This is a genomic window from Alishewanella sp. BS5-314 (assembly GCF_025377695.1).
Lineage (GTDB): Bacteria > Pseudomonadota > Gammaproteobacteria > Enterobacterales > Alteromonadaceae > Alishewanella > Alishewanella aestuarii.
This window is the reverse complement of sequence record NZ_JACEHJ010000002.1, coordinates 1,125,177-1,150,649: the sequence shown is the minus strand read 5'-3', so window position 1 is coordinate 1,150,649 and position 25,473 is coordinate 1,125,177. Positions and strand designations below refer to the sequence as shown.

General features: G+C 51.6%; 30 protein-coding genes. 18 read left to right on the top strand and 12 right to left on the bottom strand.

Going from position 1 to position 25,473, the window contains the following annotated elements; all coding sequences use genetic code 11:
* The first annotated feature begins 28 nt into the window (after nt 1-28).
* The 6 genes from mmsB to H1D31_RS09785 all read left to right on the top strand — a co-directional run bounded on the left by mmsB (nt 29) and on the right by H1D31_RS09785 (nt 3,557).
* Entirely contained in the window at nt 29-922 is an 894-nt protein-coding gene (mmsB, locus tag H1D31_RS09810) for a 3-hydroxyisobutyrate dehydrogenase (protein ID WP_261258155.1), read from the top strand.
* A 382-nt stretch (nt 923-1,304) separates the two neighbouring features.
* A complete protein-coding gene (locus H1D31_RS09805) occupies nt 1,305-2,063 on the top strand; it encodes an SDR family oxidoreductase (RefSeq protein WP_008608149.1) in 759 nt (252 codons plus the stop codon).
* Nucleotides 2,064-2,140: 77 nt separating this feature from the next.
* Nucleotides 2,141-2,434 (top strand): type II toxin-antitoxin system ParD family antitoxin, encoded by a 294-nt coding sequence (locus H1D31_RS09800; RefSeq protein ID WP_409976779.1) that lies wholly within the window; start codon nt 2,141-2,143, stop codon nt 2,432-2,434.
* Nucleotides 2,427-2,726 (top strand): type II toxin-antitoxin system RelE/ParE family toxin, encoded by a 300-nt coding sequence (locus H1D31_RS09795; protein WP_008983781.1) that lies wholly within the window; start codon nt 2,427-2,429, stop codon nt 2,724-2,726. Before H1D31_RS09800 ends, H1D31_RS09795 begins: the two co-directional genes overlap by 8 nt.
* An 18-nt stretch (nt 2,727-2,744) precedes the next feature.
* Nucleotides 2,745-3,170 (top strand): nuclear transport factor 2 family protein, encoded by a 426-nt coding sequence (locus H1D31_RS09790; protein ID WP_261258151.1) that lies wholly within the window; start codon nt 2,745-2,747, stop codon nt 3,168-3,170.
* A gap of 90 nt (nt 3,171-3,260) precedes the next feature.
* Nucleotides 3,261-3,557 carry a DUF6482 family protein gene (locus H1D31_RS09785; RefSeq protein WP_008608154.1) on the top strand — a complete coding sequence of 99 codons (297 nt, stop codon included), beginning with the start codon at nt 3,261-3,263 and terminating at the stop codon, nt 3,555-3,557.
* Nucleotides 3,558-3,654: 97 nt separating this feature from the next.
* On the opposite strand, the gene H1D31_RS09780 is transcribed toward H1D31_RS09785, so the two are convergent.
* From H1D31_RS09780 to wecA, 3 genes are read right to left on the bottom strand one after another with little or no spacing between them, the layout of a single operon-like run.
* A complete protein-coding gene (locus tag H1D31_RS09780; protein ID WP_261258148.1) occupies nt 3,655-4,812 on the bottom strand; it encodes a polysaccharide pyruvyl transferase family protein in 1,158 nt (385 codons plus the stop codon).
* A gap of 13 nt (nt 4,813-4,825) precedes the next feature.
* Nucleotides 4,826-6,133: a flippase gene (locus H1D31_RS09775; RefSeq protein WP_261258146.1), complete on the bottom strand. Its 1,308-nt coding sequence runs from the start codon at nt 6,131-6,133 to the stop codon at nt 4,826-4,828.
* Nucleotides 6,130-7,191: a UDP-N-acetylglucosamine--undecaprenyl-phosphate N-acetylglucosaminephosphotransferase gene (gene wecA / locus H1D31_RS09770; protein ID WP_261258144.1), complete on the bottom strand. Its 1,062-nt coding sequence runs from the start codon at nt 7,189-7,191 to the stop codon at nt 6,130-6,132. Before wecA ends, H1D31_RS09775 begins: the two co-directional genes overlap by 4 nt.
* Before the next feature lie 161 nt (nt 7,192-7,352).
* Here wecA and H1D31_RS09765 point away from each other — a divergent pair, with 161 nt between their 5' ends.
* From H1D31_RS09765 to H1D31_RS09745, 5 genes are read left to right on the top strand one after another with little or no spacing between them, the layout of a single operon-like run.
* Complete coding sequence (locus H1D31_RS09765) at nt 7,353-8,411, top strand: glycosyltransferase family 4 protein (RefSeq protein WP_261258142.1); 1,059 nt, start codon at nt 7,353-7,355, stop codon at nt 8,409-8,411.
* Complete coding sequence (locus H1D31_RS09760) at nt 8,408-9,145, top strand: WecB/TagA/CpsF family glycosyltransferase (RefSeq protein ID WP_261258140.1); 738 nt, start codon at nt 8,408-8,410, stop codon at nt 9,143-9,145. The genes H1D31_RS09765 and H1D31_RS09760 overlap by 4 nt, the downstream gene beginning before the upstream one ends.
* Nucleotides 9,146-9,155: 10 nt before the next feature.
* Nucleotides 9,156-10,049 carry a glycosyltransferase gene (locus tag H1D31_RS09755; RefSeq protein ID WP_261258138.1) on the top strand — a complete coding sequence of 298 codons (894 nt, stop codon included), beginning with the start codon at nt 9,156-9,158 and terminating at the stop codon, nt 10,047-10,049.
* Complete coding sequence (locus H1D31_RS09750; RefSeq protein ID WP_261258136.1) at nt 10,046-11,386, top strand: O-antigen ligase family protein; 1,341 nt, start codon at nt 10,046-10,048, stop codon at nt 11,384-11,386. The genes H1D31_RS09755 and H1D31_RS09750 overlap by 4 nt, the downstream gene beginning before the upstream one ends.
* Nucleotides 11,383-12,072, top strand: coding sequence for a YdcF family protein (locus H1D31_RS09745; protein WP_261258134.1), 690 nt, complete (start codon nt 11,383-11,385; stop codon nt 12,070-12,072). Before H1D31_RS09750 ends, H1D31_RS09745 begins: the two co-directional genes overlap by 4 nt.
* Here H1D31_RS09745 and rrtA read toward each other — a convergent pair.
* Nucleotides 12,059-12,637 (bottom strand): rhombosortase, encoded by a 579-nt coding sequence (rrtA, locus tag H1D31_RS09740; protein WP_261258132.1) that lies wholly within the window; start codon nt 12,635-12,637, stop codon nt 12,059-12,061. The two genes, H1D31_RS09745 and rrtA, sit on opposite strands and share 14 nt — an antisense overlap.
* A gap of 69 nt (nt 12,638-12,706) precedes the next feature.
* Between rrtA and ggt the strand changes: the two genes are divergently transcribed.
* Nucleotides 12,707-14,446: a gamma-glutamyltransferase gene (gene ggt / locus H1D31_RS09735; RefSeq protein WP_261258130.1), complete on the top strand. Its 1,740-nt coding sequence runs from the start codon at nt 12,707-12,709 to the stop codon at nt 14,444-14,446.
* Nucleotides 14,447-14,459: 13 nt separating this feature from the next.
* Complete coding sequence (locus H1D31_RS09730; RefSeq protein ID WP_008608178.1) at nt 14,460-15,194, top strand: enoyl-CoA hydratase-related protein; 735 nt, start codon at nt 14,460-14,462, stop codon at nt 15,192-15,194.
* A gap of 62 nt (nt 15,195-15,256) precedes the next feature.
* On the opposite strand, the gene H1D31_RS09725 is transcribed toward H1D31_RS09730, so the two are convergent.
* Both H1D31_RS09725 and cysK read right to left on the bottom strand, forming a co-directional pair.
* On the bottom strand, nt 15,257-15,706 hold the full coding sequence (locus H1D31_RS09725) for a hypothetical protein (protein ID WP_261258127.1): 450 nt from the start codon (nt 15,704-15,706) through the stop codon (nt 15,257-15,259).
* A 146-nt stretch (nt 15,707-15,852) separates the two neighbouring features.
* A complete protein-coding gene (gene cysK / locus H1D31_RS09720) occupies nt 15,853-16,824 on the bottom strand; it encodes a cysteine synthase A (RefSeq protein WP_008608185.1) in 972 nt (323 codons plus the stop codon).
* Between the two features lie 112 nt (nt 16,825-16,936).
* On the opposite strand from cysK, the gene H1D31_RS09715 reads away from it, so the two are divergent.
* From H1D31_RS09715 to H1D31_RS09705, 3 genes are read left to right on the top strand one after another with little or no spacing between them, the layout of a single operon-like run.
* A complete protein-coding gene (locus H1D31_RS09715; RefSeq protein WP_008608188.1) occupies nt 16,937-17,782 on the top strand; it encodes an AAA family ATPase in 846 nt (281 codons plus the stop codon).
* Nucleotides 17,783-18,952, top strand: a complete 1,170-nt coding sequence (locus H1D31_RS09710) for a vWA domain-containing protein (protein WP_008951817.1) — start codon at nt 17,783-17,785, stop codon at nt 18,950-18,952.
* Between the two features lie 43 nt (nt 18,953-18,995).
* Nucleotides 18,996-19,289, top strand: a complete 294-nt coding sequence (locus H1D31_RS09705) for a hypothetical protein (RefSeq protein ID WP_008951818.1) — start codon at nt 18,996-18,998, stop codon at nt 19,287-19,289.
* A 4-nt stretch (nt 19,290-19,293) separates the two neighbouring features.
* Here the strand turns inward: H1D31_RS09705 and H1D31_RS09700 are convergent, their stop codons facing one another.
* From H1D31_RS09700 to H1D31_RS09680, 5 genes are all read right to left on the bottom strand, one after another.
* On the bottom strand, nt 19,294-20,145 hold the full coding sequence (locus tag H1D31_RS09700; protein WP_008951819.1) for a PA4780 family RIO1-like protein kinase: 852 nt from the start codon (nt 20,143-20,145) through the stop codon (nt 19,294-19,296).
* A gap of 75 nt (nt 20,146-20,220) precedes the next feature.
* Entirely contained in the window at nt 20,221-21,117 is an 897-nt protein-coding gene (locus H1D31_RS09695) for a hypothetical protein (protein ID WP_261258120.1), read from the bottom strand.
* Between the two features lie 11 nt (nt 21,118-21,128).
* The gene (locus tag H1D31_RS09690) at nt 21,129-21,893 is read right to left on the bottom strand and encodes a hypothetical protein (RefSeq protein ID WP_261258117.1); all 765 of its coding nucleotides are present in this window, start codon (nt 21,891-21,893) and stop codon (nt 21,129-21,131) included.
* A 2-nt stretch (nt 21,894-21,895) separates the two neighbouring features.
* Nucleotides 21,896-22,453: a hypothetical protein gene (locus H1D31_RS09685; protein ID WP_261258115.1), complete on the bottom strand. Its 558-nt coding sequence runs from the start codon at nt 22,451-22,453 to the stop codon at nt 21,896-21,898.
* 7 nt (nt 22,454-22,460) lie between these two features.
* Nucleotides 22,461-22,745 carry a J domain-containing protein gene (locus H1D31_RS09680; protein ID WP_008608197.1) on the bottom strand — a complete coding sequence of 95 codons (285 nt, stop codon included), beginning with the start codon at nt 22,743-22,745 and terminating at the stop codon, nt 22,461-22,463.
* A 209-nt stretch (nt 22,746-22,954) separates the two neighbouring features.
* Between H1D31_RS09680 and H1D31_RS09675 the strand changes: the two genes are divergently transcribed.
* A complete protein-coding gene (locus tag H1D31_RS09675) occupies nt 22,955-23,257 on the top strand; it encodes a hypothetical protein (RefSeq protein ID WP_008608198.1) in 303 nt (100 codons plus the stop codon).
* Nucleotides 23,258-23,331: 74 nt separating this feature from the next.
* On the top strand, nt 23,332-24,270 hold the full coding sequence (gene secF / locus H1D31_RS09670) for a protein translocase subunit SecF (protein ID WP_065955285.1): 939 nt from the start codon (nt 23,332-23,334) through the stop codon (nt 24,268-24,270).
* A gap of 14 nt (nt 24,271-24,284) precedes the next feature.
* Here the strand turns inward: secF and H1D31_RS09665 are convergent, their stop codons facing one another.
* Nucleotides 24,285-25,433 carry a hypothetical protein gene (locus tag H1D31_RS09665; protein WP_261258112.1) on the bottom strand — a complete coding sequence of 383 codons (1,149 nt, stop codon included), beginning with the start codon at nt 25,431-25,433 and terminating at the stop codon, nt 24,285-24,287.
* Nucleotides 25,434-25,473: the final 40 nt, after the last annotated feature.

Here is a 25,473-nt window from a genome sequence, read left to right as displayed (position 1 = left end):
GGTCAAACCTGATAACAAGGATAAGACAATGGCAAAAGTAGCTTTTATTGGTTTAGGTAATATGGGCGGCCCGATGGCGGTCAATCTGGTTAAAGCCGGTCATCAGGTTACGGCTTTTGACTTATCGGTCAATGCATTGGCCCAGGTAAAAGCCGAAGGGGCAGCCGTGGCCAGCTCGGCAGCTGATGCCGTTGCCGGCGCTGACTTTGTTATTTCGATGCTGCCTGCGGCGAAACACGTGCTGAGCTTATATCTGGGGGAGCAGGGCATTGCCACCCACATCGATAAAAAAGCGCTGGTAATTGATTGCTCGACTATCGATGCGGACAGTGCCCGTAAACTTGGTGCAGCTTTGGCTGAGCAAGGTCTGGCCTTTATTGATGCGCCGGTTTCCGGTGGTGTCGGCGGCGCTAAAGCTGGTACCTTAACTTTTATTGTCGGCGGCAGTGACGCAGATTTTGAGCGGGCGAAAACCGTACTTGGCAATATGGGGAAAAACCTGTTTCATGCCGGTGCGGTTGGCGCCGGGCAGGTCGCAAAAATTTGCAACAATATGCTGCTCAGTATCCTGATGGCCGGTACCTCAGAAGCGCTACAAATGGGTATTGATAACGGTCTGGATCCGAAGGTTTTGTCGGAGATTATGCTAAAAAGCTCGGGCCGTAACTGGACCCTGGAATTATATAACCCTTGCCCGGATGTGCTGCCAAATGTGCCGTCATCTAATGGCTATCAGGGCGGCTTTATGGTCGATTTGATGGTAAAAGATCTGGGTCTGGCGCTGGAAGCTTCGCTGCAAAGTGGCAGCAGTACGCCGCTAGGGGCTTTGGCGCGTAGCTTGTATGTGGCGCATCAGCGGGCCGGCAATGGTAAGCTGGATTTTTCCAGTATTTTTACCGCCTTCGAAAAAGTTAAGAATTAACACTGAGAAAACTTTCTCCGAACCGCGGGATGACTGCGTACATTTTTTCTGAGACACGCCGTGAACCGTCCCTGGGGCTCGATTCCGGCCATCCATGGCCTCCAACGGTCTCAGAAAAAAGTACATCCGCCATCCCGCTTACTACGGATGTACCCTTAGATTTTCATCTGAGACAGATGCGGATGTACTTTTTTGACGGAACGTCTTTCGCATGGATGCGAAAGAGACAAATTCGTCGGGAACGAATTTGAACAGCGGCACGCTGACCCTAAGGGCAAACTTCAGGATGAAGTTTGTAACCCTACATGGATGTATTCACGGCGTGTCCGGCAAAAAATGTACGCAGTATCTGTCGTAGCCTGATAGAAGTGGTGAATTTATTATGAACTTAAAAGATAAAACAATAGTAATTACCGGTGGCGCTCAGGGCTTAGGTCTGGAAATGGCGCGGATGTGTGCTGCAGAGGGTGCCAAACTGGCGCTACTGGATATGAACCCGGAGCAGCTGGCAGCGGCGAAGGCGGAGCTGTCAGCGCAAACCCAGGTGGCAGTCTATGTTGCTAACGTGGCGGATGAGGCGCAGGTCGAAGCCACTTTTGCCCAAATCGATGCCGATTTTAACGGTATTGATGGCCTGATTAACAACGCCGGTATTTTACGCGATGGCTTGCTGCTGAAAGTTAAAGACGGTGAACTGGTTGCCAAGATGCCATTGCAGCAGTTCCAATCAGTCATCGATGTCAACCTGACCGGGGTATTCCTGTGTGGTCGGGAAGCCGCGGCACTGATGGTTAAACACGGTCGCAAGGGCGTCATTATCAATATGTCGAGCGTGGCCCGTGCCGGTAATATGGGGCAAACGAACTATGCTGCCTCTAAAGCCGGGGTAGTGGCGATGACTGTCACCTGGGCACGTGAACTGGGCCGTTACGGCATCCGCGTAGGCGCTATTGCCCCTGGTGTGATCCGCACCGCCATGACTGATGCAATGAAGCCGGAAGCGCGCGAGCGCCTGGAAAAAATGAAACCGGTTGGCCGTTTAGGTGAAGCTGCAGAGATTGCGCATACAGCTAAGTATATCTTTGAAAACGATTTCTTCACCGGTCGGGTGGTAGAAATTGATGGTGGTATCAGTTTCTAAACCGTTGTTTTCTCTTTGCTAAAGAAAAGGCGCTGCGGCGCCTTTTTTAATTGCATTATTGAGTTGCAGTATTTATATTGAGATTTAATATTTTGTGGTGCAATAACGCATCACTTTTGCACCAGAGGCGCGCAATGACGAGACAGAGTGTAACACTTAGCCAAGCGAACGAGCAGTGGCTACAAGAAAAAGTGCAGAATGCTCATGAATACAACAGTAAAAGTGAGCTGATCAACGAGTTAATCCGCAACGCGAGGCGAGCTGATGCCATTAATCAAAAACTCGCGGCAGCAGAAGCGGCCGGCTTTACTGATAAAAGTGCGGAGCAAATACTTGCAGAGTTTAAAAAAAAGCTGCTGATTAATGACTGAGTCTTATCAATATCGCTTATCAGAATTAGCAGTAGCTGATTTAGAGCGGATCTATGCTTACGGGATTTGCAACTATGATGTTTCGCAAGCGGATCTTTATTATTATGAATTTTTTCAGATGTTTCAGAAAATAGCAGAAAATCCTTTTTTATTTCAAACGATTGATCACATAAGACCAGGATATAGACGCTGTCTTTGTGGTCGTGACCATATTTATTTTCGCATTAATGGGCAAATAATTGAAATTATGGCAATAATAGGTTCTCAATCATTAGAGTTATGGCTACCTTAACCGGCGTACGGAGTTTATATGCGAGCTATCTTTATAACCTTGTTATTATTAATGTCTTCTACTGCTTATGCTGATGATAGGGCCGAGCTGACTGCGTTACTGGCCGAATTTCTGGATGGCGCGACCCGTAATGACCCTGCGGTACACGATAAGTATTGGGCGGAAGAACTCATTTATACCAGTTCAGCCGGGCGGCGTTTTGGCAAAGCCGAGTTAATGCAAGGGGTTAATAGTCGTGGTGAGCTGCCAGCGGCTGAGATTAGCATGCGTTATAGCAGTGAAGATCTGCAGATCCTGCAATATGGCGATACCGCAGTGGTCGCTTTTACTCTGGTTGGTACTTCAGCGCAGGAAACCTTACGTTTTTTAAATAGCGGCACCTTCGTCAAACGTAATGGTAAATGGCAGGCAGTAAACTGGCAGGCCACCCGTAAGCTGGATTAAATAAAGTTTTGCCAGGCGGCGATCTGAGTAAAAATTATGAGCGTAAGCTAAGCTAGACTAACAAGCTGTCTAGCAAAGTAGGAGCTAATTATGCCTTATCATCGCGCAGAGCATCTTAATCATCAGGATGTACGGATTGACGAGCTGGTGGTGCATTCTTACGAAATGGGTGTCTATCTGGTCGAGGCTGACTACGATGGTCGTCGTGGTTTTTTGGTTAATGATGACAATCATCCACAGCGGTTTCAGAGTGTGGAGCAGGTGAAGCAATCGCTGAGTGATTGTACCGTGCGCCAGGCCTGGTTGGTGCATCAGTCGGCCTATGACGAGATGTGTGGTGGCCCGGAAAAGACCGATAATACGCTAAAAGTGCCGCTTTGGGTCTGAGCGGCTCCAGCTGGACCAATACTGGTTAGCTGAATCTGTTTATTTCAGCACAGGCCGGGCGCTAGTGGCGCCATGCCTGTACTGCGTATTTAACTGCTTAAATGACCTGCGCCAGACGCTGCCACATTTTCTGGTTACGCTGTTTTAGTGCAGCCGCCCGCTCTGCCACCACTGCAGCTAAGGTTTCTTTTTCGTGCAGTAGCTGCGCTAAGGCATCTAATAAGCTTTGCTCTGACAATTCAGCAACACAAAAATCACCCATGCCAAAATCGCTCATCATCGCATGATATTTGTGGCTCCAGCTGGTGGCGATACAGGGGACACCCTGGCTGAGCGCATTTACTGCACCGTGAAAACGTGAACTGACCGCCAGCTCCGCCTTACCAATAAAATATTTTACCGCCAGCGGATCTTCGATTTGTACCAGGCCGCAGGGCGAACGGGCGGCAATTTCGGCGCATAGCTCAGCATCTTCCTTACCTTCATGGTTAACCAGCACCGGCTGAATGCCCAATGCCGTTAGATAATCGGCCGCAGCAGCGAAAGCTGCAACATAGTCGCTGCGCATCGCTTCAGCATTGGCATGGTTAAACTTGGAGACGACCTTGGAATTTGGGATCAGCGCCGCGAAAGGCACATTCAGCTGTGGCACCTCGGCATTGGCTTCCGCGCTTAAACCGACGGTAAAGTCCGGGGTTAACACCACATGCTCTGGCAGGACATCGACACAGCTTTGTAAATGTTGCAGTGAGACCGGATCACGGACAAAAATCAGCCGTGCGTGCTGAATAATATCGCGCATTGCCGCTTTACTCTCCTTAGAGCTAAAGGGGCCAAAGGCTTGCGGCATAAAGACAAAGGGTTTACCGGCTTTGCTAAAACGCACCACTTCTTTGGCAGTATTCTGCAAGAAAGTCAGCGGCCACTGGTCACCATAAGCAAAGCCACTGGCCTCCAGAATCAGATCAACATCGCGCTCGGTAACCATACCGTAACGTTTAAATAAACGTAGTAAAGGCCCGGGTAGTTTGCCCAGAACACCGGTGAGATCCAGGCCTTTGCGCCGGAATGAGAGTTTTTGCCAGGCGCCATGGCGGGCACGCTCCGGGTAAGGCAGATTGGGGCCGGGAGACAGCACCAGCTCAAAGGATTTATTGAGTTTTTTCAGGCCTTGTAAACAGGCCAATAGCATCAGATAGGCGCCCTTATTACGGAATTGCACGCCTTTAATTTCGACAAAATAGGGTTTAGTCATAAGGTTTCCTTGATCAGGCTTTTACCCGCAGCAGTTGCCAGAACTGTTCGCGGGTGCGCTTGGCGAAAAATAAAAAGAAGAAAGAGGCATAGGCATAAGAAATCAGCGTCGCCCAGGCGGCACCTACGATGCCGTACTGAGGGATTAACCATAAATTCAGCCCGACATTTAAAAGCGCACCTATCCCATGGCTAAATAGCGATAGTGGTTCTTGTTCGGTGATCACCAGGTGCTGGCCAATCAGATAACGGACAAAGATAAAACAGCCGGACCAGATATGAATTTGTAATACGGTTACTGCGGCGCTAAAGGCTTCACCAAATAATAGCACCACTATCCAATCTGCTGTCAGGCTCATCACCACCGCGATCGCCAGGGCAGCACTAAAAAACAGCAGGGCAAAACGGCGTAGCTTGATTAAATAACCGTCCCAGCTTTTTTCATAGGCTTTTAGCATATCCGGGTAATAGCGCACGGCCAGCGTGGCCGGAAACACATACCACAGCTCCGACAAGCGGCTGGCCGCGGCATAGATACCGGCTTGCTCAGTGCCGGCCATTGCACCCAGCATCACAATATCAATTTTCAGATAGATAACAGAGACAATGCCGGATAACCACAGCCAGGATGAGCGTTGCAATAACTGCTTGCCATAGGCCAGGCTAAAGTATTTTGGGTGATAGCCCGGCCAGCGCTGTTGCTCTTCTTTAAAAGGCCGGTGTTTCTGGCGATAGATCCAATACTGGGCCAGCGCGACAATCAAAAACTCGCCGGCGTAAATCAGCAATAAACTGGCAATGCCGAAGCCCTGATAGAGCAAAACCAGTTTTAAGCCAAAACTTACCAGTGAAATTATCGATTTAACATAGGCCGGGGTGCGGAAAGTCCCCTGATAATTCAGATAAAATTCAAACAACAGAAAGCCAAAAAACGCCTGAAGTATAAACAGCAGCGGTATGGTATAGCTTAGATGGCCGCTAAAGAGTTCGCCATTAAGCAGGTAGAATAGCGCCAGCATCAGGGCGCCGCCGACTAGCCCCAGCCCCAACCGGATACTGACGGCGGTGTAGAGCATCGTCATTGCTTGCTGACCGCTATCGAGCTTCACCATTTGCCGCACGACCAGATTATTTAGTCCCATGCTGGTTAGCGGCACTAAAAAGGCACTCCACGCCATCACGATAGAGTATATACCCAGCTCACTGGCACCCAGCATCCGCGCGACAAAGATCGTCAGTACTGCACCGGCACTGAGTTTAACCAGCTTATCACCCAGCATCGCCGTAGCGCGGGCCAGTAAGATTTTTTTGAGCAGCTTCAACCTTTGACTCCCTGTAAACGGCGGCGTAGTGCCGATAGAATGCGCCAGACATTCTGCAATAGCTGGATATAACCGGCGAATAACAGCAAAAACAGCAACAACATAATGCCATCCGGGATCAGCAGATATTCACCGATAATGCCGATACAGGCAAAGATACAAGCCAGAGCGGTAATCAGCGTTAACGATTCGCGGGAGTTCAGGCCCAGACGCAGTGAGATATGGTGTAAGTGTTCGCGGTCGGCCTGAAAGGGGGACTGGCCTTTGCGGATCCGCCGCACCATAATGGCGACCATATCCATCAGCGGTATGGCAATTAACCACAGTGCAGTAACGGGCCGGAAACTGGCACTTTCACTCTGGGTGCCGACGATCAGCAGCCAGATCACAGAAAAACCAATTAACATGCTGCCGGCATCGCCCATAAAGATCTTTTTGCCCGGCACCAGCTGTAAATTAAACGCCAGATAAGGCAGCATGGCGCAGATCAGCACCATCGGTAGCAGCGCCTGTTCAATTTGGCCCCACAGCAACATAAAGCCGGCAATAGCAACAAAACTGACAAGGCTGAGCATGCCGGCTAAGCCATCTATACCGTCAGTCATATTAAAGGCGTTAATGGCGGCAATCACCGCAATCAGGGTGACAGGGATACCGAGAAAACCGAGCCTGACATCGCCATAACCAAATAAATTACCCAGATTTGCCAGGTGCAGATCGAGTACATAGACCATGGCTGCACTCAGCAGTAACTGCACCGCCAGGCGTAATTTCACACTCAGATCCAGATAATCATCAAAGGCACCGAGGATCACCAGCGCACCGGCAAGTGTCAGGTAGTAGCCGGCATCTAAGTCCGCAACCGGAAACAAGACAAAGCCAAGCAGCATGCCGGTAAATACCGATAGACCGCCGATCAGCGGAATCGCGCCCTGATGTTGTTTGCGGCCACGCGGAATATCGACCAGACCAATACGTTGCGATAACGGATAAAAACTTAAAATGGCAAGCAGGCAACCGGCAAAAGCCGTTATCATCAATAGAAGCTGAGTTGTCATAGTGGTTTCTTTTTCATCATCTTTTTATTCAGCTGGCTGTCAGCAGCACTCTGGTGTAATGATACTGCTTAGTGCGACAATAAACGACTAGCTGGCCGCGGTCCTGATAAATAAATTAATGGAACCGGCAATTATCCGTCTTCTCAGGAGTAAAGCACAGGGTGACTGCAACACAACCCCGGGTCCTCGTGATCACTAATATGGGTCCTAAACCCTCATCACCGTTTCAGGGCAACTTTGTGCGCGCCCAGGTCACGGCATTACAGGCTCAGGGCCTGCAACCTGCCTATCATTATATGCGCTGGCACCGTGACTCTTGGCTGAACAGGTTATTGAAGTATCCGGTTTTTTTCCTCGATTTTTGCCTGCGCTTTCTGTTTAGCCGCCAAGGCTATCAGATATTGCACGTCCATTTCTTTTATCCAACAATCTGGTTAGCGCTGTTATACCGTTGGTTACGCAATCCGCAGGCGAAAATTGTCGTCACCTGCCACGGCTCAGATATCTATCATTATCAGCCACCCGGGCGCCTGTATCGCTGGTGTGCGCGGCAGGTGGATAGCTGGATCTTTAGTAGCGAGGCGCTGCAGCAACAATTTTTTATGCAGCCAGCGCGGGCGCAGGTGTTGGCGGCCGGTATTGATAACCGTTATGCTAGCGCGACCTGGCACAGCAAAACCGATAAAGATATTGATTTGCTCTATGTTGGTACACTGGACCAGAATAAAGGGATGGATCGTTTACTGGCCATGCTGCCACAGCTGCAAGCCTGGCGCGTAGTGATCGCCGGTTCAGGGCCCTGGCAGGCAGCACTGGCACAAGCCACTGCTTCCTATCCCAATATCACCTTGCTTGGCCCACAAAGTGGTGCGGATTTGCTGGCACTGTATCAGCGCGCCCGTTGCTTTATCAGTTTATCGCGCAAAGAATCTTTTGGTCTGGTAATGGCTGAGGCGATGGCGTGTTATACGCCTGTTGTGGCGACCGATACTGATGGTGCCAGGGCGCAAGTACGGCAGGGTGTCACCGGTTATGCTGTGTCACAGCAGGATGAAGCCTTATGCCAGCAGCAGTTGCTGGCTGCGATCAGGCAATTGCTGGCGCTGGATGAGACCGCCTACCAGCAGTTGCAACAGCAGGGCCGGATGCAGGCCGAGCAAATCTTACTGCCCGTGATCGTGAATAAACTACGTAAACATTATCAGGAACTTATGTTATGACGAGCACATCCTCGACCGCTATCGCTGAAATCGGTATCGGTCCGGTTCAGGTGTCGGCCTTTGCCAATATGGCGCAATTGCTGTCCTATATTATCCGTGCTGATGGTTCTGTTTATGCCGGTTCGGCCATTGCCATTAATCCGGAAAAAATTCTGACCGCACTGGAAAACCCGCAGGTGTTAGCCGTGATCCAACAAGCCGATCTGCGCTATGCCGATGGTATCGGGGTGGTGAAAGTGATGCAAAAACGTCTGCAGCGGCCGGTGGAGCGGATCCCGGGTTGTGAACTATGGCAGGCGTTGATGGCGCGGGCAGCAGAGTATCAGGTACCGGTGTATCTGGTCGGTGCCAAGCCCGAAGTGCTGGCGCAAACCCGCGATAAGTTACAGCGGCTCGGGGTGCCGGTAGTGGGCGCGACCGATGGTTATTTTAAAGATGAAGCGCAATTGCTGCAGACGATCAAAGCCAGTGGCGCCCGCTTTGTCAGCGTGGCGATGGGATCGCCCAAGCAAGAGTTGCTGATCCAGCGCATCCGGGCAGTCCATCCGGATTGTTTTTATATGGGCGTTGGTGGCACCTATGACGTCTTTACCGGCAATGTAAAACGCGCTCCGGCACTGTGGTGTAAGCTTAATCTGGAATGGGCTTACCGTTTATTGGCGCAACCAAGCCGCATTGGCCGCCAATTACGCTTATTCAGGTACCTGTGGTGGGTGCTGATTGGAAAAATTTAAGGAGCAAAGGGTGAGAGCATTACCGTTAATCAGTGTTTATATGCCTACCTATAACCGGGCTGAGATGGCCTGCCGGGCCATCGACTCGGTACTGGCGCAGGATTATCCGAACTTTGAGCTGATCGTGGTGGATGATGCGTCAAAAGATCAGACCTATGAACAGCTGAGTTCGCGTTATGCTAACGAGCCACGGGTACGGATCCTGCGGCAGGAAAAGGGGCAGGGTGCCTGCGCCGCCCGCAACAGAGCCATTAATGAAGCACGTGGCGACTTTGTCACCGGCCTGGATGATGACGATGAGTTTTTACCGCAGCGCCTCAGTAGTCTTTATGCGGCCTATGATGATCAATTCAGCATGGTCTGCAGCGCCTATATCTGGGATTACGGTACCTTTAGTAAAACCTTGTTTGCCGATGAAGCTACGGTAAGTCTGAGTGAGTTACTGGATTTGCACACGCTGTCAAATCAGGCGTTGGTGCGCCGTGAGCGGATGTTAGCACTGGGTGGTTTTGATACCGGTCTGGCGGCGTTTCAGGATTATGATATGTGGGTGCGGGTGGTCGCGGCCTATGGCCCGGCGAAGCGGATTGCTAACGCCAGCTATAAGGTGAATGTTGGGCATGAACTCGGCCGGATCACCGATTCGCCAAAACGACTGGACGCACATCAGCAATTTGTTGCCAAACACCGGCCACTGATGAGCGAGCGTAACCTGCAGAATCAGATGTTTTACCGCTTAACAATGCAAAAGAAACCTCTGACACTGACGGAGTTTTTCCGCCAATGCCGCTATGGCCTGTTAAATCTGAAATGGCGTTATTTTTTAAAGCATAAGTTATCGTGGTTTAGCGCGCTCCGTTTACGGTTGATGAATAAAGGTATCCGGGGCTTGCTTAAAAAATGAACTGGCAAAACCGGCTGCTTTTCGTGTCGCCGCAGCTGTTAGATCGGCTGATCCTGGTGCTGGCAGCACTTTTTGTGCTGGTCGACTGGCTAAACGGTCTGTTACGACACAGTCTGGGCAGCGTGCTGCCGCTGTCAGCAGCATTTAAAGCCTTGCTGTTAACGCTACTGCTGTGGCGCGGCTGGCAACTGTGTCGCAGTGAGCTGCGTTTACCCTTACTACTGCTGGTACTGATGCTACCCGGTCCTTTGTATATCAAATGGTTGACCGGTCATCCTTATTTGTTGAGCGACCTGCAACTGATAGCCAAAGCTGGCGCCATGCTACTGGCACTGGCCTACTTTGCTGCCCGCGCGAAAACACTGCAGCAAGACTACCTGCGTTATGTTGATGCTGTGGTACTGGCAGCCTTTATGCTGTTATTGCTCAATACTGTGCTCGGTACTATCGGCTACGGCGGTACAGCCTATCAGCCGATGGAGCAGGTCAGTCAGAAATTTCTCGGTATCAAAGGCTACTTTGTTTCTACTAACGAGCTGTCCGCTTTATTATTGGTGTTAAGCGGCTGGTTACTTTGCCGTAGCTGGCAACGACGGCGCTGGGCCTACCCACTGATTGCACTTGCGGCTTTTTTTATCGCTGCACTTATGCTGACCAAAACCGGTTTATTTGGCATCCTGCTGTTAGTATTGCTGACGCCGCTGCTAGTAATGGATAAAAGGCAGTGGCAACAGGCTAAACCTTATCTGCTGGCCGCTGGCTTGGTATTAGTCGTACTCACCGCTTTGCTGCTCTATCATCTGACCGCCTTGTTGCAGTGGGTTGGGCTGTACGACAAGCTACAGTTTGCCTATCAACAGCGTGGACTGAGCGGCATTTTGTTATCATCGCGCGATTTTTACCTGCAACGTAACTTTGCGTTAGTTGCTGAACACTATCCGCACTGGTTACAGGTATTAGGCGTCGGTCAGGGGGGCGTGCGCCTGCTATTGAAAAAGTATTTTATTGAATTGGATTTTTTCGATCTGCTGCTGTTTTATGGGGTGGCAGGTGCCTTATTGTTTTGCTTAAGTTTTCTGCGTCTGTTTAGTTTGCTCTGGAGTCGCATGTCAAAGAGTGAGCTGGTGTTGCCGTTAGCTTTGCTCAATCTGCTGTTATTGGCAGTGGCCTTGCTGGCCGGGCATGTCCTGACCTCGGGTATGTTATGGTTGCCCTGGGCGCTGATTAACGCCGCGGTTCTGGTAAATCGTGCGCCATCAATGTTAACTGCAGCCATGCCGCAGACGGTTGGCGGGGCGTCGACGCCAGTTGTTCAGCCAGATAAGGAGGTAAGATGAAGGATCTGTTAGAGCCCTTTTTATATCCGCAAAACCTGTTGCTTTATGGCCTGTTGCTCGCATGTCTGCTGTATCGCAAAAAGGGCCTCTGGCTGCTGTGGGGCTTTTACTATCTGGTTGGCAATACCTATATCGCCAATCACGCCCGGCTCTGGTACCAACAGGGCATTTCCAGCGCCACAGCCCCGGCCAGCCTGTATGTGGTGCTGGGCTGTGGTGGTTCTGCGACGCAGCTACCCGCCTGTGCCAGAGCCCGGATCCAACAACTTACCGCCGAAGCCGCACAGCCGGGGCCAGTGGCGGTATTAATCACCACCCGTTATTGCCAGCCTTATCTGGATTATCTGCAGCAGCAACTCCCCGCCGTGGTTGCTGACTGCTTTGATGCCGGTGACAATACCTATCAGGAGTTTGCCAGCCTGGCGCCACGACTGGCACAGCAGCGGCAAATTCGTTTTATCACCAGTGATTTTCATAGCTGGCGTGTTAGCCGGCTGATTGCGGAATATCAGTTGGACGCCAGCATTGGTGCTGCCAGCAGCCAGACACTGAGGCCGGTAAACTGTAGTTTAAACTGCTTCTTTACCGTTAATCTGTCAAACCTGGATTTTTACAGTAAATTGACTGCAGAGTTTAGTAGTTACGCGGTTTACAAGTTAGGCGGACGCAAGCTCACTGGTGTTTGATCTGACGCCAGCTAAGCAGCGCCAGCAATACGCCACAAAGCGCACCGAGCAGGTGCGCATCAATCGCGACTTCGGCCCCGATCTGTGCTCCTAACACCGGATCAGGGCCTTGCCATTGCTCTAGCGCCAGTTTCGCACTGACCCCGAGTAAAATCAGGATACCGGAGCGATAGCCCTGACGCAGATCGGCCACGGCACCATAGCAGAGTAAGCCATGCAGCATACCTGATAATCCGACATAGATGTCAATCTCAGGGGCGAGTAGTAATAAAGCCAAGGCTGTGGCCAGCAGTAATAACAGGAGCTGCCAGCCTACAGCTAAACGCCCCGGCAACCGGCCGTGTAGTATCATCAAAACCGCTAACCCTGCCAAATTCATCAGCAAATGATAAACATTGCTATGCAGCAGCTGACCACTTAGCAGGCGCCAGAGCTCGCCACGCCAGATCATCGTTTGGTTGTATTCTAATGCGTGTTGCCAGGCCGGGGGCAATAAAAACAGCAGGACACAGCAGCTGGCCAACAACAGATAAGGCAGATCAGACTTTAGCTTTAGTATGGGCATCAGATGGTTGAATTTGCACTAAGAACTGGTTAGGGTGTCAGGGAGCCGTTAATTAGTAAAGTCCTGACGATGAAAAAATCCCTCACTGCTTTAAATCTGTTACTTTGGGCGCTACTGCCCGCGCTAAGTGTGGCGGTAACGCCACAGGAAACCCGTGAGCCGGAAGCGGCTACGGGGCTGGTGCAACAGCAATTGACCCGTCATGCCAATGCGATGGTCGCGGCTGCGCATCCGCTGGCGGCGGAGGCGGGCAAGCGGATCCTGCAAGCCGGTGGTAGCGCTATTGACGCGGCCATTGCCACCCAGTTAATGCTTGGTCTGGTTGAACCGCAGAGCTCCGGGATTGGCGGTGGCGCCTTTATCCTGCATTTTCAGGCTGACAGTGGTCAGTTAACCAGCTTTGATGGCCGTGAAACGGCGCCTGCTGCCGCCGGCCCCTGGTTATTTGCCGAGGACGGTAAAGTATTAGGCTGGCGAGAAGCCTATGTTGGCGGTAAGTCTGTTGGCGTGCCGGGAGTGTTACGGGCGCTCGCTGATGCCCATCAACAGTTTGGTAAGTTGCCCTGGGCTGTGCTCTTTACCGATACCATCGCCGCGGCAGAGCAGGGCTTTATTGTGAATGAGCGGATGGCGAAACAACTGGCGCTGGGATGGAATCAGGGATTACGGCAGTTGTCACCGGCAAAAGAGTTTTATTACCCGGATAATCAGCCACTGGCTGCCGGTACCCTATTAAAAAATCCCGAGTACGCGGCCTTATTACGAAAAATTGCCAGCGAAGGTGTTAGCGCCTTTTATCAGGGCGCGAACGCCGAAGCTTTGGTGCGCACTGTCAATCAGGCTGCGGTCAATCCTGGTACTTTGACGTTACAGGATCTTGCCAATTATCAGGCCCAGCAAAAGGATGCCCTCTGCATTCCGTACCGGGTGTATCAGATCTGCTCGATGACCGCACCCAGCTCCGGTGGCGTGGCGGTACTACAAATTATGGGTATGCTGGCAGAGTTTGATTTGGCAGCGCTTAAACCTAACAGTCTGGAAGCTGTGCATCTGATCAGTCAGGCATCGCGCGCTGCCTTTGCCGATCGAGATCGTTATCTGGCTGATCCGGATTTTGCACCGGTCCCGGTGGCGGGTTTGCTGGATGCGGAATATCTGAAGCAACGCGCGGCATTACTAACAGGTCGTGACCAGGCATTTAGCGCCGGTCAACCTGAAGGCGCCCAGCCACTGGCCAGCAGCCAGGCAGTGGAATTTCCCAATACCAGCCACTTGTCAATTGTCGATGCTACCGGCAATGCGGTCAGTATGACCACCAGTATTGAAAACGTCTTTGGCTCGGGCTTAATGGTGAATGGTTATTTGCTAAATAATCAGCTAACCGATTTTAGTTTAGAGCCTGTCGTTGACGGCGTTTTGGTAGCAAACCGGGTTGAGGGCGGTAAGAGGCCGCGCAGTTCCATGGCACCGGTGATGGTGTTTGATGCCGACAATCAACTGAAACTGGTGATAGGATCGCCAGGCGGCAGCCGGATAATTAATTATGTGGTGCAAAGCCTGGTTGCGGTTTTGGATTGGCAACTTGATGTACAACAAGCCCTGAATTTAGCCCGCTTTACCCATCGCAATGATTATCTGGCGCTGGAAGCCGGTACTGAGCTGGTAGAACTAGCGCCGGCACTGCAGGAGCTGGGTTATCAGGTACAACTGCAGGATCTGAATAGTGGTTTACACGCCATTGAGGTCAAGCCAACCCAGCTTGAAGGTGCTGCCGATCCCAGACGTGAAGGGCGGGTAGCCGGATTTTAACAAGGAATACCTTATGATACAGCAACAACAAGTGGATGCCGTACTGATCCTGAGTATGCAACGCTTTGAAAAGAAAAATGCGCTGAACTTACAGATGTACCGCGAGTTATCTGCGGCTTTGCAAAGTGCGGCGGCAAACCCGGCGATCAAGGTCGTACTGCTGCAAGGCAACGAACACTGTTTTAGCAGCGGTAATGATCTGAAAGATTTTTTATCGGCCGGCGAATTAAATCGCCAGCATCCGGTGGTGGAGTTTCTGTATACCGTCGCCGCCTTTCCTAAGCCGCTGGTGGCTGCGGTAGCAGGGTTAGCGATTGGTATCGGCACCACGGTGTTACTGCATTGTGATCTGGTTTATGCGGCGCCGGACTGCCGTTTTCAATTGCCCTTTACCCAACTGGGGCTTTGTCCTGAGGCCGCTTCCAGTTTGTTGTTACCACAAATCGCCGGTTACCAGCGTGCGGCACAATATTTACTGTTAGGCGAGGCTTTTAGCAGTGAGCAGGCTGCGGCCTTTGGTCTGGTAAATGAGATTGTGCCTGCTGCGCAACTACTGGCGCATGCTGCCAGCAAAGCGCAAGCATTAGCGGCGTTACCGGCGCAGGCGGTACTGGTTAGCAAAGCGCTGTTAAAAGCCAATAATAAACAAACAGAACACGCGATAGCGACAGAGTTGGCCGAGTTTCAGCAGCTATTACAGAGTGACAGTTGTCAGCAACGACTACAGGCTTTTTTCAGCAGAAAATAGACTGTGGCAAGCGGGACGCCGGCAGGTTTTGCCGGCGCGCTGCTTTTACGGGTGCGCTGTGCTTAACGGATGCTGGTACTGAATTTATCTGCCTGCACTTCGCTGACCAACCAACTGCCGCGCTGGCGGATCAATTGTACTGTCCGTACTTCCTGCACTCTTTTACCATCGAACTCTCCATCCAGAATTAACTGGATATTGGCATCATTCTGATACTGCTCGCGCAGATTACGGCCACTGCGGTTAACGTTAATTTGTACGGTATCGAAATTCATGTTGTATAAAATGCGGCCAGCTTGCCGCGCTGTACCGTAAGATGCCAGCAATTTCGCGTAATCAGCAGTCGCCATACTTTTGGCTTTGTCTAAATCCTTCGCGTTATAAATGGCGTCGAAAAAGGCTTCCGCTACGCTTTCCGGACTACCGCTCTGGGTGCTCAGTTGGGTGTTGCCGTCGCAACCTGATAGCAGCAAAGCAGCCAATAACAGCAGGCAATATTTTCTTAGCATCATGTGTTCACCTGTAGGGGCAAGCCTGAGCCTGCAGTTTTTCGCTGGCAAAATTGTGCGACTATTTAAGCTGGGTGTAAAGCAAAAAGGCCGCTAAGGCGGCCTTTTTGCTTATGCCGGCGTTAAGCCGGCATGACTAGTAACGAAGACTAAGCACTAAGTTCTTGTTCACTAAACACATTGGCAAATAATGGGCTGGTCAGGTAACGCTCAGCCGCGCTGGCCAGCACTACGACAATATTCTTGCCTGCATACTCTGGTAATTCTGCCAGGCGAGCAGCAGCCACAACGGCAGCACCTGAGGAAATCCCAGCCAGAATGCCTTCTTCTTTCATCAGGCGGTGTGCCATGGCAATGGCATCATCGCTGCTGACTTGCTCGACGCGGTCAATCAGATCCAGCTCTAATACTGACGGGATAAAACCGGCGCCAATGCCCTGGATTTTATGCGGACCTGGCTTTAATTCTTCACCGGCTTTGGCCTGGGTAATCACCGGTGATTCCACTGGCTCCACCGCGACACTGACCAGCGGGTGATTTTTTTCCTGTTTAAAGAAACGACTGACTCCGGTAATGGTACCGCCGGTACCGACGCCAGCGACAAAGACGTCAACCTGACCATCCAGATCATGCCAGATCTCCGGGCCTGTGGTTTCAAAGTGGATTTGTGGGTTGGCCGGGTTATCGAACTGGCCGAGGATTAAATACTTATCCGGATTAGAGGCCTGAATTTCTTTGGCTTTTTCAATAGCGCCCTTCATCCCTTTCGGGCCTTCGGTTAGCACCAGATTGGCTCCCAGTGCCTTTAACAGCTTACGGCGTTCTAAACTCATGGTCGCCGGCATGGTCAGAGTCAGTTTATAACCGCGGCTGGCGGCAACAAAGGCCAGCGCAATACCGGTATTACCCGAGGTAGGCTCTACCAGCTCTTTGTCAGCGGTTAAGATGCCACGTTTTTCGGCATCCCAAATCAGCGCCGCGCCCAAGCGGCACTTGACGCTGAAGCTGGGGTTGCGTGCTTCAATCTTGGCATAGACATTCGCGCCTTTAACCACGCGGTTTAATTTGACCAGCGGGGTGCGGCCGATCGACAATGAGTTATCTGCGTATACATTTGCCATAAAAAACTCCAGAATCAGAAGATATTGGTTATAAGAATACGCGTCTTAATAAAAAACTGAAGAAGCATTTGGCTATAAGTTATAGCGGATTGCACTTTAAGCTGAGGAAGTTATGTCATTTCAGAGTACTGAAAATTATATTGTCTCCGATGAATTGGCGCTGGCAGTAAATGCGGCTATGACGCTGCAAAAGCCGTTACTGTTAAAGGGCGAGCCGGGTACGGGGAAAACCCGGCTGGCGGAAGAGCTGGCCCAGAGCCTGGGTGCAGAACTGATCCAGTGGCATATCAAGTCCACAACCAAAGCCCAGCACGGCCTCTACGAGTACGACGCAGTATCGCGGTTACGTGATAGCCAGCTCGGCAGTGACAAGGTGCATGACATTGCCAACTACATTAAGCCGGGCAAGCTGTGGCAGGCCTTTACGGCACAGCAGCGGCCGGTGTTGTTAATTGATGAGATTGATAAAGCCGACATTGAATTTCCAAACGATTTATTGCACGAGTTGGATCGGATGAGCTTCTATGTGCATGAGACCGGGCAGCAGGTCAGTGCCGCGCAGCGGCCTATTGTACTGATCACCTCAAACAACGAAAAAGAGCTGCCCGATGCCTTTTTGCGCCGCTGTTTTTTTCACTATATCCGCTTTCCGGATGCCGACATTCTACGCCAGATTGTGGCGGTGCATTTCCCGCAGATCCGTCAGCAGCTGCTTAGTACTGCGCTGGACGTCTTTTTTGAACTACGCGAGCTACCGGGGCTGAAGAAAAAGCCCTCGACGTCCGAATTACTGGATTGGTTAAAACTGTTACTGGCAGAGCAGATCCCGGCTGAAGTGTTACAGCAAAAGCAACAGCAGGGCGGCCTGATGCCGATGTTTGGTGCCCTGCTAAAGAACGAACAAGATGTGCAACTGGTCGAAAAGCTGGCCTTTTTGGCCAAGCGGCAAGGGCGTTAAATGCTGGTCGAGTTCTTTTTTACGCTGCGCAAATATGGCCTGAAAAGCAGTATCACTGAGCTGCTGGATTTACTGCAGGCGTTGCAGCAGCAGGTGATTTTTGCCGATACCGAAGCTTTCTATCAGCTGGCCCGGCTGACACTGGTCAAAGATGAAAGCCAGTACGATAAGTTTGACCGGGCTTTTGCCGAGTATTTCGAGGGCGTCGCAGCGATAGATCTGGCCAGCCAGATCCCGGATGATTGGTTAATCCCGGATATTATTCGCCAGCTCTCAGCTGAGGATAAAGCGGCCTTGCAGGGGCTCGGTAGTTTAGAAGAGTTGTTGAAGCAACTTCGCGAGCGCCTGGCTGAGCAGCAAAAGCGCCATGCCGGTGGCAATAAATGGATCGGTACCGGTGGCACCTCGCCCTTTGGCGCTTACGGCTTTAATCCGGAAGGGGTGCGGATTGGTCAACAAGGCAGTGGCGCACGGCGCGCGGTAAAGGTGTGGGATAAACGCGAATTTAAAGATTTAGATAGCCAAAGCGAGTTGAATAACCGCAGTATTAAACTGGCACTGCGTCAGCTCAGACGCTTTGCCCGTAGCGGTGCCGCGACCGAGCTGGATCTGAACGGCACCATTCAGGCTACGTCTGAGCAGGGCGGTTATCTGGATCTGCGTTTTGTACCAGAGCGGCATAATGCGGTTAAGGTGCTGATGCTGTTTGATGTTGGTGGTTCGATGGATGATTATATTGAGCTGTGTCAGCAAGTCTTTGCTGCCGTGCGCACTGAGTTTAAACATCTGGAGTTTTTTTACTTTCATAACTGTGTCTACGAAGGCGTCTGGCGCAATAATCAACGCCGCCATACCGAGCAAGTCAGTGTGCTGGATCTGATCCACACCTATGGCAGTGACTATAAACTGATTTTTGTCGGCGATGCCACTATGGGCCCCTATGAAATTGATTACCCGGGCGGCAGCGTCGAACACTGGAATCAGGAGCCGGGCCGGCTTTGGTTAGAGCGATTGCTGGCACAGTATCCAAAAGCGGTCTGGCTGAACCCACAACCTGAGCAGTGGTGGCGGCATTATCAGTCAATCAGTATTATTAAAGACATTATGCAGCAGCGGATGCAGCCGTTAACGCTGGAAGGGTTAACCCAGGCCATCAAACTTCTCAGTTAAGCGCATTGCAAAGATGCTGTAAGGATAAAGCGAAGCGAGACAGATGTTGACAGTAGAATTGGCAGTGATTTTGTTAAATGCGGTGTTGTTGCTGTTGGCCTACTTCTGGTGGTATCCCAGAGTAGCCGGCGCTGATCTGCGTAAAGTGGCGGTATTTGATACCCTGATAACGCTGCTGGCGTTGTTGATTGTCGGTTCCCGCTTCTGGGGCACGGAGCAAGCTTTTGAACTCTTTGGTTTTCATACTAATTGGTTCTGGTTTACTCTGGTGACTTATCTGATCCTGGAAATGCCGCTGGCCATCTGGTATTTCCGCCGCTATGGCCCACCGCGCTAGCGGCCTATTCCGGTTCGGCTTGTTGTCTGGCGCGACGTAGTGCCGCTTCGTCACTGGCCGCCTGAATTTCACTGAGGATAGCGTCAAGATCGACAGCACCTTGCTGCTCGTTGTAGCAGCCGGTTAAGGGGTGCTTGGGGTCGAGATTGCCGGCTTCAAATAAGGCCCAGATTTCATCGGCATAGCGGGTTGCCGCCAACTCCGGCGCAAAGCGGGCATAGTAGGCGGTAATATTGTCGACATCGCGTTTCAGCATCCAGCGCGCATTATTATTGGCCGCGGCATCCACCGCCTGGGGTAAGTCGATAATTACCGGCCCCTCGCTGCCTTGCAGCACATTAAACTCAGACAGATCGCCATGCACCAGGCCTACTGCCAACATCTGCAGTATGGCTTGCATCATTTGATGATGGTCTTGCCTTGCTTGTTCTGCCGTTAAGCTGATGTCATTTAAGCGTGGGGCGACATCGCCTTCGGCATCGACCACCAGTTCCATCAACAGCACGCCGTCATAGCAACCGTAGGGCGTCGGCACCCGGACACCGGCAGCAGCCAATTTAAACAGGGCATCGACTTCAGCCGATTGCCAGCTTTCTTCAGCCTGCTCACGGCCAAACCCTGAGCCTTTTTCCATCGCTCTGGCGCGACGCGAGTTTCTGACTTTACGGCCTTCCTGATATTGGGCGGCCTTTTTAAAGCTGCGCTGGCTTGCGTCTTTATAGACTTTGGCGCAGCAGATCCGCCCGGCGCTTTGCACCACATAGACGGACGCCTCTTTGCCACTCATTAAGGCATAATGCACTTCATCAATTAAGCCTTCCTCCAGCAGAGGGTGTAAGCGGGCTGGCGTTCTCATAATGTGGCCTTAACAGAGTGGAGGGTAGTCAGACCGGCAGCGAAGTGCGGTCTGAGCACCGTCTGAGCTTTGCGCTTAGAGTTCAAGATAGTGCGGCCAGCCCAGTAGTGGGCTTTGCAGGCCTTGTTTATGTTCAAACGCATCCAGCTTTTCCGGGCTGGCATCGGTTTGCTGCAATTTTTGATAGTCGCGGCAAAAGTGTAGGGTACGCAGTAGCGCCGGAATAAAATGCTGGCCCAGATCAGCGCGGATCGCGTCGGCGTTAGCCTTGGGTAAGGCCGATAGCACTGCCTCGGTTTGTAAGCTAAGGTAGGTATCGTTAAACCAATGTTCGGCCAGGCTGATTTGCCGCAGGCGCTTTTTCAGATCCTGCTTCACTTTGTCGCCACTACAGAGTGCGCGGTACAGCACGATTTCGGCCAGCACTTCTTCCAGACTAAAGTGTTCAAACTCGTCAAAAACCTGCTGCTGGTAAAAGTGTTGCCGTAACAGTTGCATCGCCTGATGCCGGTGATGTTCAGTCAGGGCTTGCTGATAAGCTTGCCAACCTGGCCAGTCTTCAGCATCCGGCGGCGAGGAAACTTGCTGTAATAGCTGTTCATCGACGTCGCCATATAACGAGGTCTTGCCTGGTACTTTCTTGCTGACCAGACTTAACATCGACCAGCCTTTTTGAAAGGGCTTAACCACACCCTCCGGGCTTAACAGCAGATCTATCGCCTGTCTGGCGTCCCCATCTGACAAGGCCTGCAGGCCCAAACTGGTGATACCAATCACATCGTGCGCGGCCTGTTCTAACAGATGCATCTTGTACTTATTGTAGAATTTATCTGCAAACTTCAGGCTCATCAGCACGGCTTTGCTTTTGATCTGTTGCAGCTGTTCGGCACTGAGTTGTTGCTCAGCGCGTGCTAAGGTCAGGACCTGGCTTAAAAACGGGCCGGCACCCTGCTCACGTACTACTAACTGCATTGAAAAGTCCTTTAATCCAGAAAACTGAACATATCGTCGACTTCGGCAAACTCATCTTCGACCTTGTTCTTTTCTTTCGCCTGCATCACCAGTTCAGTGGCAAATTTGCTGATGATGGCTTCCCAGCCCGATTTTTCATCGCGGATCAGGGCTTTGATCGAGGTTTCCACCTTGGGGGTCAGTTGCCGGATCAGCGCCAGTAAACTTTTCGGATCATCATAGCCAATATTGTGCGCATCTTCCGCCAGTTGCCGTTCTGTGTAGCTTTCGGCTTCTTCCAGATGTTCTTCATCTTCGTACAGCTTATCTTCCCAGTAGTTTTCATACTCGAGAATTTCACCGCGATAGATCTCAATAAAGGGGATCGACAGATAAAACAGACCCGCCGGATCTTCGGCTATGCATTCCAGAATTTCTGCCTGTTTTTCTTCGTTGTCCTGAGTGCGGATCAGGTAGGTCAAAAAGTCGAAGGTATGCTGCTTCAGTTCTTCGGCATTATTTTTGATTTTCTCTTCCCAATACAGCGGTTGCTGGCAGACGATGTCGCGGATTTTCTCTGGCGTCATTAACTCGGAAATAATCGAAGGGAACGAGAGATCATGCTGGCTGTTAATTTGCGTCAGGGTCACGATATCAATTTGTTCAATGACCTCGGACAGCTGCTCATCGCTCATGGTATTGGCAATGATCTCGAAGCGTTCGCTGGCTTGTTTCGGCTCCACCAGCGCCAGTTGTTTAATTTCATCAGCCGCGATTCTAATCAGCTCAGTACTCATTATTAGCCCTCGTGCTTAAAGCGGATTTCATCGTATTGATCGTCGTAGCCTTCTTCATCGCTATCCTCTTCATCGGCATAGGGATCATCATAATCCTCAACATCCAGCTCTGCATCATCAGCGCTATCGTCATCTGCCTGATCATGCTGGCGCGCTTTGGCAGGCAAAGGCTTATCCAGGCTAAGTAAATACAGCGCAGCGCAGGCCTCAATTAAGACGCTTTCTGAGTAGGCCCGAATGGCTTTAACTAAAGCCAGATCGGCATTATTAAAGGCAACTGAGATTTTAAATTCGTCCCAGGACGGCACCTTGCCGCTGCTAAGCCATTGCTGCCATTTGAGCTTAGCGGCGCTCGGGAACTGCACCCGGCCAAACAGTGCCATCGGCAGGTATTCCGGTACCGACTCCAGCATTTCCGGATCGGCCAGCAATACGGCTTTCATTTTGTTGGTAAATTGTTCCAACGCTTTCGGCTGCTCGGGATCGATATAGGAGTCCATATTTTCCCGGGCATCGGTTGTTAGCTGTTTAATTTTCGCCAGATTAAGTTTGGTCGCCATCTTGGTCTCACGCGTAATATTCGTCCCACAGCTCGCGCATTGCCGCGGCCGGATCATTCACAATAACGTTGTTAAAGTCTTTTAAAAAGGCACTGCGCTGTTTCGGATCGGACAGCACCTCGTAAGCGGTTTTTACCTGCTGTAGTTGTGTCGCGGCCCGTTGTTGTTCATCTTCCGACAAACCATGCAGTTTATCCGGATGATATTTATTGGCCAGCCGCCGGTAAGCTTTTTTGATGTCTTCGTCACTGGCATTCGTTTTTACGCCCAGGATCCGAAAATGATTTTGCATCGCTGTGGTTCCTCAGATCGCTAACGGTTAAGCGCCTTGCGTCGCTAATCTGTCGCGCAGCTATGATAAAGGGCTGATCATAGCAGATTGCACTGCTCAGCACATAGCAGGAGTTTTTTTAAATCGCCCCCTTGTTTATCGCCGGGCGCACCGTCATCATAAGCAGCATAACTGCAATCTGCTGCAGTTGTTGTCGTTGGCGGGAAGTGATGCGCTGGTTCAGTGGTTTAGCCATTTTGTTGTACCTGAGTTTATTGTGCACGCCACAAGGCTTTGTGGTGCACGATTTACGTCTGGCACCACTGGCCGATCAGCAACTGACAGCTGTTACCGCCAAACCACATAGCCTAAATGAGCGCACTCTGGCTGCGGATGATAATGATGACGTTGTCAGCGGTGGCGAAAACGTCGCCCCGGCTGTTACCGCACCGCCGGTAGTCACTGCCTTACCTGCTTTTGCTGCTGCCGGCTTTTATCGGTACTTCAGCGCCCGTGGCCCGCCACAACCCTAATCCCAATCGTTAAGTATCTATATTGGGCGCCCTCTGGGTTTGCCTGTGTTTGGGTTTATGGTAATGGAGCTGTTATGCAGCTATTTCGTAATGATCTGTCGATCAATTTTATGCGTTGGCGTTGGCTGGCCGTGGTGCTGTCCAGCCTTTTAGTGGTGTTGTCTTTAGTGTTATTACTGACCCGCGGTTTGAACTGGGGATTGGATTTTACCGGCGGTACTGTGCTGGAGCTTAGTTTCGCGCAGGCGGCCAACCTCGATCTGCTGCGGCAACAGCTGACGCAGGCCGGCTATGCAGAGGCGGTAGTGCAGTTTTTTGGCAGTACCCATGATGTGTTGGTGCGGTTGCCTTCAGAGGCGGGCGCAGTGCAACAGCAAGTCGGGGAGCAGGTGTTTCGTGCCTTACAGGCGCAGAGTGAGGTGGCAATGACACTGAGCCGGGTCGAGTTTGTCGGGCCGAGCGTCGGTGAAGAGTTAAAACAGGATGGTGGCCTGGCGGTATTGGTCGCCCTGTTGGGGATCCTGGTGTATGTTGGCTTTCGTTTTGAATGGCGGCTTTCGCTGGGCGCCGTCTTGTCGCTGGCGCACGATGTTATCCTCACCCTGGGGCTATTTTCGCTGTTACAACTGGAGTTTGACCTGACAGTGCTGGCGGCCATTTTGGCGCTGATTGGCTACTCGATTAACGATACGATAGTCGTATTTGACCGGGTACGGGAGATGTTCCGCAAGCTGCGTGACGAAACGGTACTGGAAACCATCAATCAGGCGATCACTTCCACCTTGAACCGTACAGTGATTACCTCACTGACGACCATGCTGGTACTGGTGGTATTGTTTTTCAAAGGCGGGGCTTTGATCCACGGCTTTGCGACCGCACTGTTGTTTGGTATTGCCGTGGGTACCTATTCGTCAGTCTATGTTGCCAGCGGTGTGGCAGTGTTGCTCGGACTAAGCCGCGAAGACCTATTGGCCCCTAAACCCGTTTCTGAGCAGGAAGAGCTGCAGCCTTAGGCTGCAGCAGTAGTTTAATACCAGCGCGGATCAAGCTGCAGTTTAAACAGCAGTGGCGAAAACTGCTGAAACGCCGCAGCATTATCCGGACATTGAATATTCTCCGGATAATGCCGCTTCCATGGATCGTTGACGAGCACCACCTGATCACCTACCACGGCAACACCCTCGATCGAGGTATTGGCCAGCGGCTCATAGGGCGGGCAACTGCTGTCTGGACGGGTCGGCGCGTAAAAACGCAGTGGAATCACCTTTGCCGGTTGCTGGCGGCTTAAATCCAATACCCAGAGCTGATCATCATTGCGTGCCGCAGCCAGCAGATAACCGGGATGGCCCTCTTTTCTGGCTGGCAGAAAGTCCAGACCATTGATCGGGTGATCTTTGGCATCCGGTACCGGCAGCGGCAATTTAAGGTCGGTAACCTTAACAAAATCATCGCTGAGCCAGAAATCGTCGCTATAGGGCGTGACAAAGATCATCGGTGCATTGGCCTGATTTTTCTCCAGCGCCAGATACAGGTTACGTTGATTATCAAACGCCAGGCCTTCAATGCCATCATTAGGGAAGTCACCGACCTTTGCTGCTGCCGGGAACTGTACTGGCCGCACCGCCACGACTTCGGCAAAGCTTAAGGCTTTATCGGTACGGATTTTTACCAGTAGGGTCGGATAGGCGGTGGAATGGGTAACGCCGAAGCGCCGGGCGCAATCTGCGGTTAAGTGAAATTTGCTGGAGTCTTCGGTGACGCTGATTAGCGTGCTGTCGTCCAGGCGATCCCAGGTCAGGGATTCCCAGTCTGGATCGCCGGCTAACAGCTCGGCAAAGCAGCTCTGTTTTAGCGCCGGGTTAACGTTAATGGCGAGGGGTGGTGCGACCAGCTGCCCGGTCGCCGGGTTGATCCGCAGCAGCTTGTTTCTAAGCGCCGGGGTCGCGCTATTATCGCCAATATGCACCAGTTCACCATGGCGGTAGGTTAACCCTGAACTTTGTGGATCCGGGATCGTCTGCCCGTTGCCATCGGTGAGCCATTGGCCAGCGAGATGCTGCTCGGTTAACCATAGCGCAGGCGTATCTGCCGCGACAGCAAGACTGCCAGCAAGGTTGCCAGCAAGGTTTAGAGTGCAGCCAGCGGCGAAAAGTAAAGATGTAACAGCAGGTTTCATTAGCGAATAGTCCGGAAATAAAAGGCGTATTCTGCCAGTG

What these genes read in the sequence shown, in the direction of transcription:
- H1D31_RS09685 (WP_261258115.1), bottom strand. Translation starts at nt 22,453, where the DNA reads ATGGCGACCAAACTTAATCTGGCGAAAATTAAACAGCTAACAACCGAT.
- H1D31_RS09780 (WP_261258148.1), bottom strand. Translation starts at nt 4,812, where the DNA reads ATGACTAAACCCTATTTTGTCGAAATTAAAGGCGTGCAATTCCGTAAT.
- H1D31_RS09700 (WP_008951819.1), bottom strand. Translation starts at nt 20,145, where the DNA reads ATGAGAACGCCAGCCCGCTTACACCCTCTGCTGGAGGAAGGCTTAATT.
- H1D31_RS09690 (WP_261258117.1), bottom strand. Translation starts at nt 21,893, where the DNA reads ATGAGTACTGAGCTGATTAGAATCGCGGCTGATGAAATTAAACAACTG.
- ggt (WP_261258130.1), top strand. Translation starts at nt 12,707, where the DNA reads ATGAAAAAATCCCTCACTGCTTTAAATCTGTTACTTTGGGCGCTACTG.
- rrtA (WP_261258132.1), bottom strand. Translation starts at nt 12,637, where the DNA reads ATGCCCATACTAAAGCTAAAGTCTGATCTGCCTTATCTGTTGTTGGCC.
- H1D31_RS09790 (WP_261258151.1), top strand. Translation starts at nt 2,745, where the DNA reads ATGCGAGCTATCTTTATAACCTTGTTATTATTAATGTCTTCTACTGCT.
- H1D31_RS09665 (WP_261258112.1), bottom strand. Translation starts at nt 25,433, where the DNA reads ATGAAACCTGCTGTTACATCTTTACTTTTCGCCGCTGGCTGCACTCTA.
- H1D31_RS09805 (WP_008608149.1), top strand. Translation starts at nt 1,305, where the DNA reads ATGAACTTAAAAGATAAAACAATAGTAATTACCGGTGGCGCTCAGGGC.
- H1D31_RS09785 (WP_008608154.1), top strand. Translation starts at nt 3,261, where the DNA reads ATGCCTTATCATCGCGCAGAGCATCTTAATCATCAGGATGTACGGATT.
- cysK (WP_008608185.1), bottom strand. Translation starts at nt 16,824, where the DNA reads ATGGCAAATGTATACGCAGATAACTCATTGTCGATCGGCCGCACCCCG.
- H1D31_RS09725 (WP_261258127.1), bottom strand. Translation starts at nt 15,706, where the DNA reads ATGATGCTAAGAAAATATTGCCTGCTGTTATTGGCTGCTTTGCTGCTA.
- secF (WP_065955285.1), top strand. Translation starts at nt 23,332, where the DNA reads ATGCAGCTATTTCGTAATGATCTGTCGATCAATTTTATGCGTTGGCGT.
- wecA (WP_261258144.1), bottom strand. Translation starts at nt 7,191, where the DNA reads ATGACAACTCAGCTTCTATTGATGATAACGGCTTTTGCCGGTTGCCTG.
- H1D31_RS09795 (WP_008983781.1), top strand. Translation starts at nt 2,427, where the DNA reads ATGACTGAGTCTTATCAATATCGCTTATCAGAATTAGCAGTAGCTGAT.
- H1D31_RS09730 (WP_008608178.1), top strand. Translation starts at nt 14,460, where the DNA reads ATGATACAGCAACAACAAGTGGATGCCGTACTGATCCTGAGTATGCAA.
- H1D31_RS09745 (WP_261258134.1), top strand. Translation starts at nt 11,383, where the DNA reads ATGAAGGATCTGTTAGAGCCCTTTTTATATCCGCAAAACCTGTTGCTT.
- H1D31_RS09695 (WP_261258120.1), bottom strand. Translation starts at nt 21,117, where the DNA reads ATGCAGTTAGTAGTACGTGAGCAGGGTGCCGGCCCGTTTTTAAGCCAG.
- H1D31_RS09715 (WP_008608188.1), top strand. Translation starts at nt 16,937, where the DNA reads ATGTCATTTCAGAGTACTGAAAATTATATTGTCTCCGATGAATTGGCG.
- H1D31_RS09680 (WP_008608197.1), bottom strand. Translation starts at nt 22,745, where the DNA reads ATGCAAAATCATTTTCGGATCCTGGGCGTAAAAACGAATGCCAGTGAC.
- H1D31_RS09760 (WP_261258140.1), top strand. Translation starts at nt 8,408, where the DNA reads ATGACGAGCACATCCTCGACCGCTATCGCTGAAATCGGTATCGGTCCG.
- H1D31_RS09675 (WP_008608198.1), top strand. Translation starts at nt 22,955, where the DNA reads ATGCGCTGGTTCAGTGGTTTAGCCATTTTGTTGTACCTGAGTTTATTG.
- H1D31_RS09710 (WP_008951817.1), top strand. Translation starts at nt 17,783, where the DNA reads ATGCTGGTCGAGTTCTTTTTTACGCTGCGCAAATATGGCCTGAAAAGC.
- H1D31_RS09750 (WP_261258136.1), top strand. Translation starts at nt 10,046, where the DNA reads ATGAACTGGCAAAACCGGCTGCTTTTCGTGTCGCCGCAGCTGTTAGAT.
- H1D31_RS09705 (WP_008951818.1), top strand. Translation starts at nt 18,996, where the DNA reads ATGTTGACAGTAGAATTGGCAGTGATTTTGTTAAATGCGGTGTTGTTG.
- mmsB (WP_261258155.1), top strand. Translation starts at nt 29, where the DNA reads ATGGCAAAAGTAGCTTTTATTGGTTTAGGTAATATGGGCGGCCCGATG.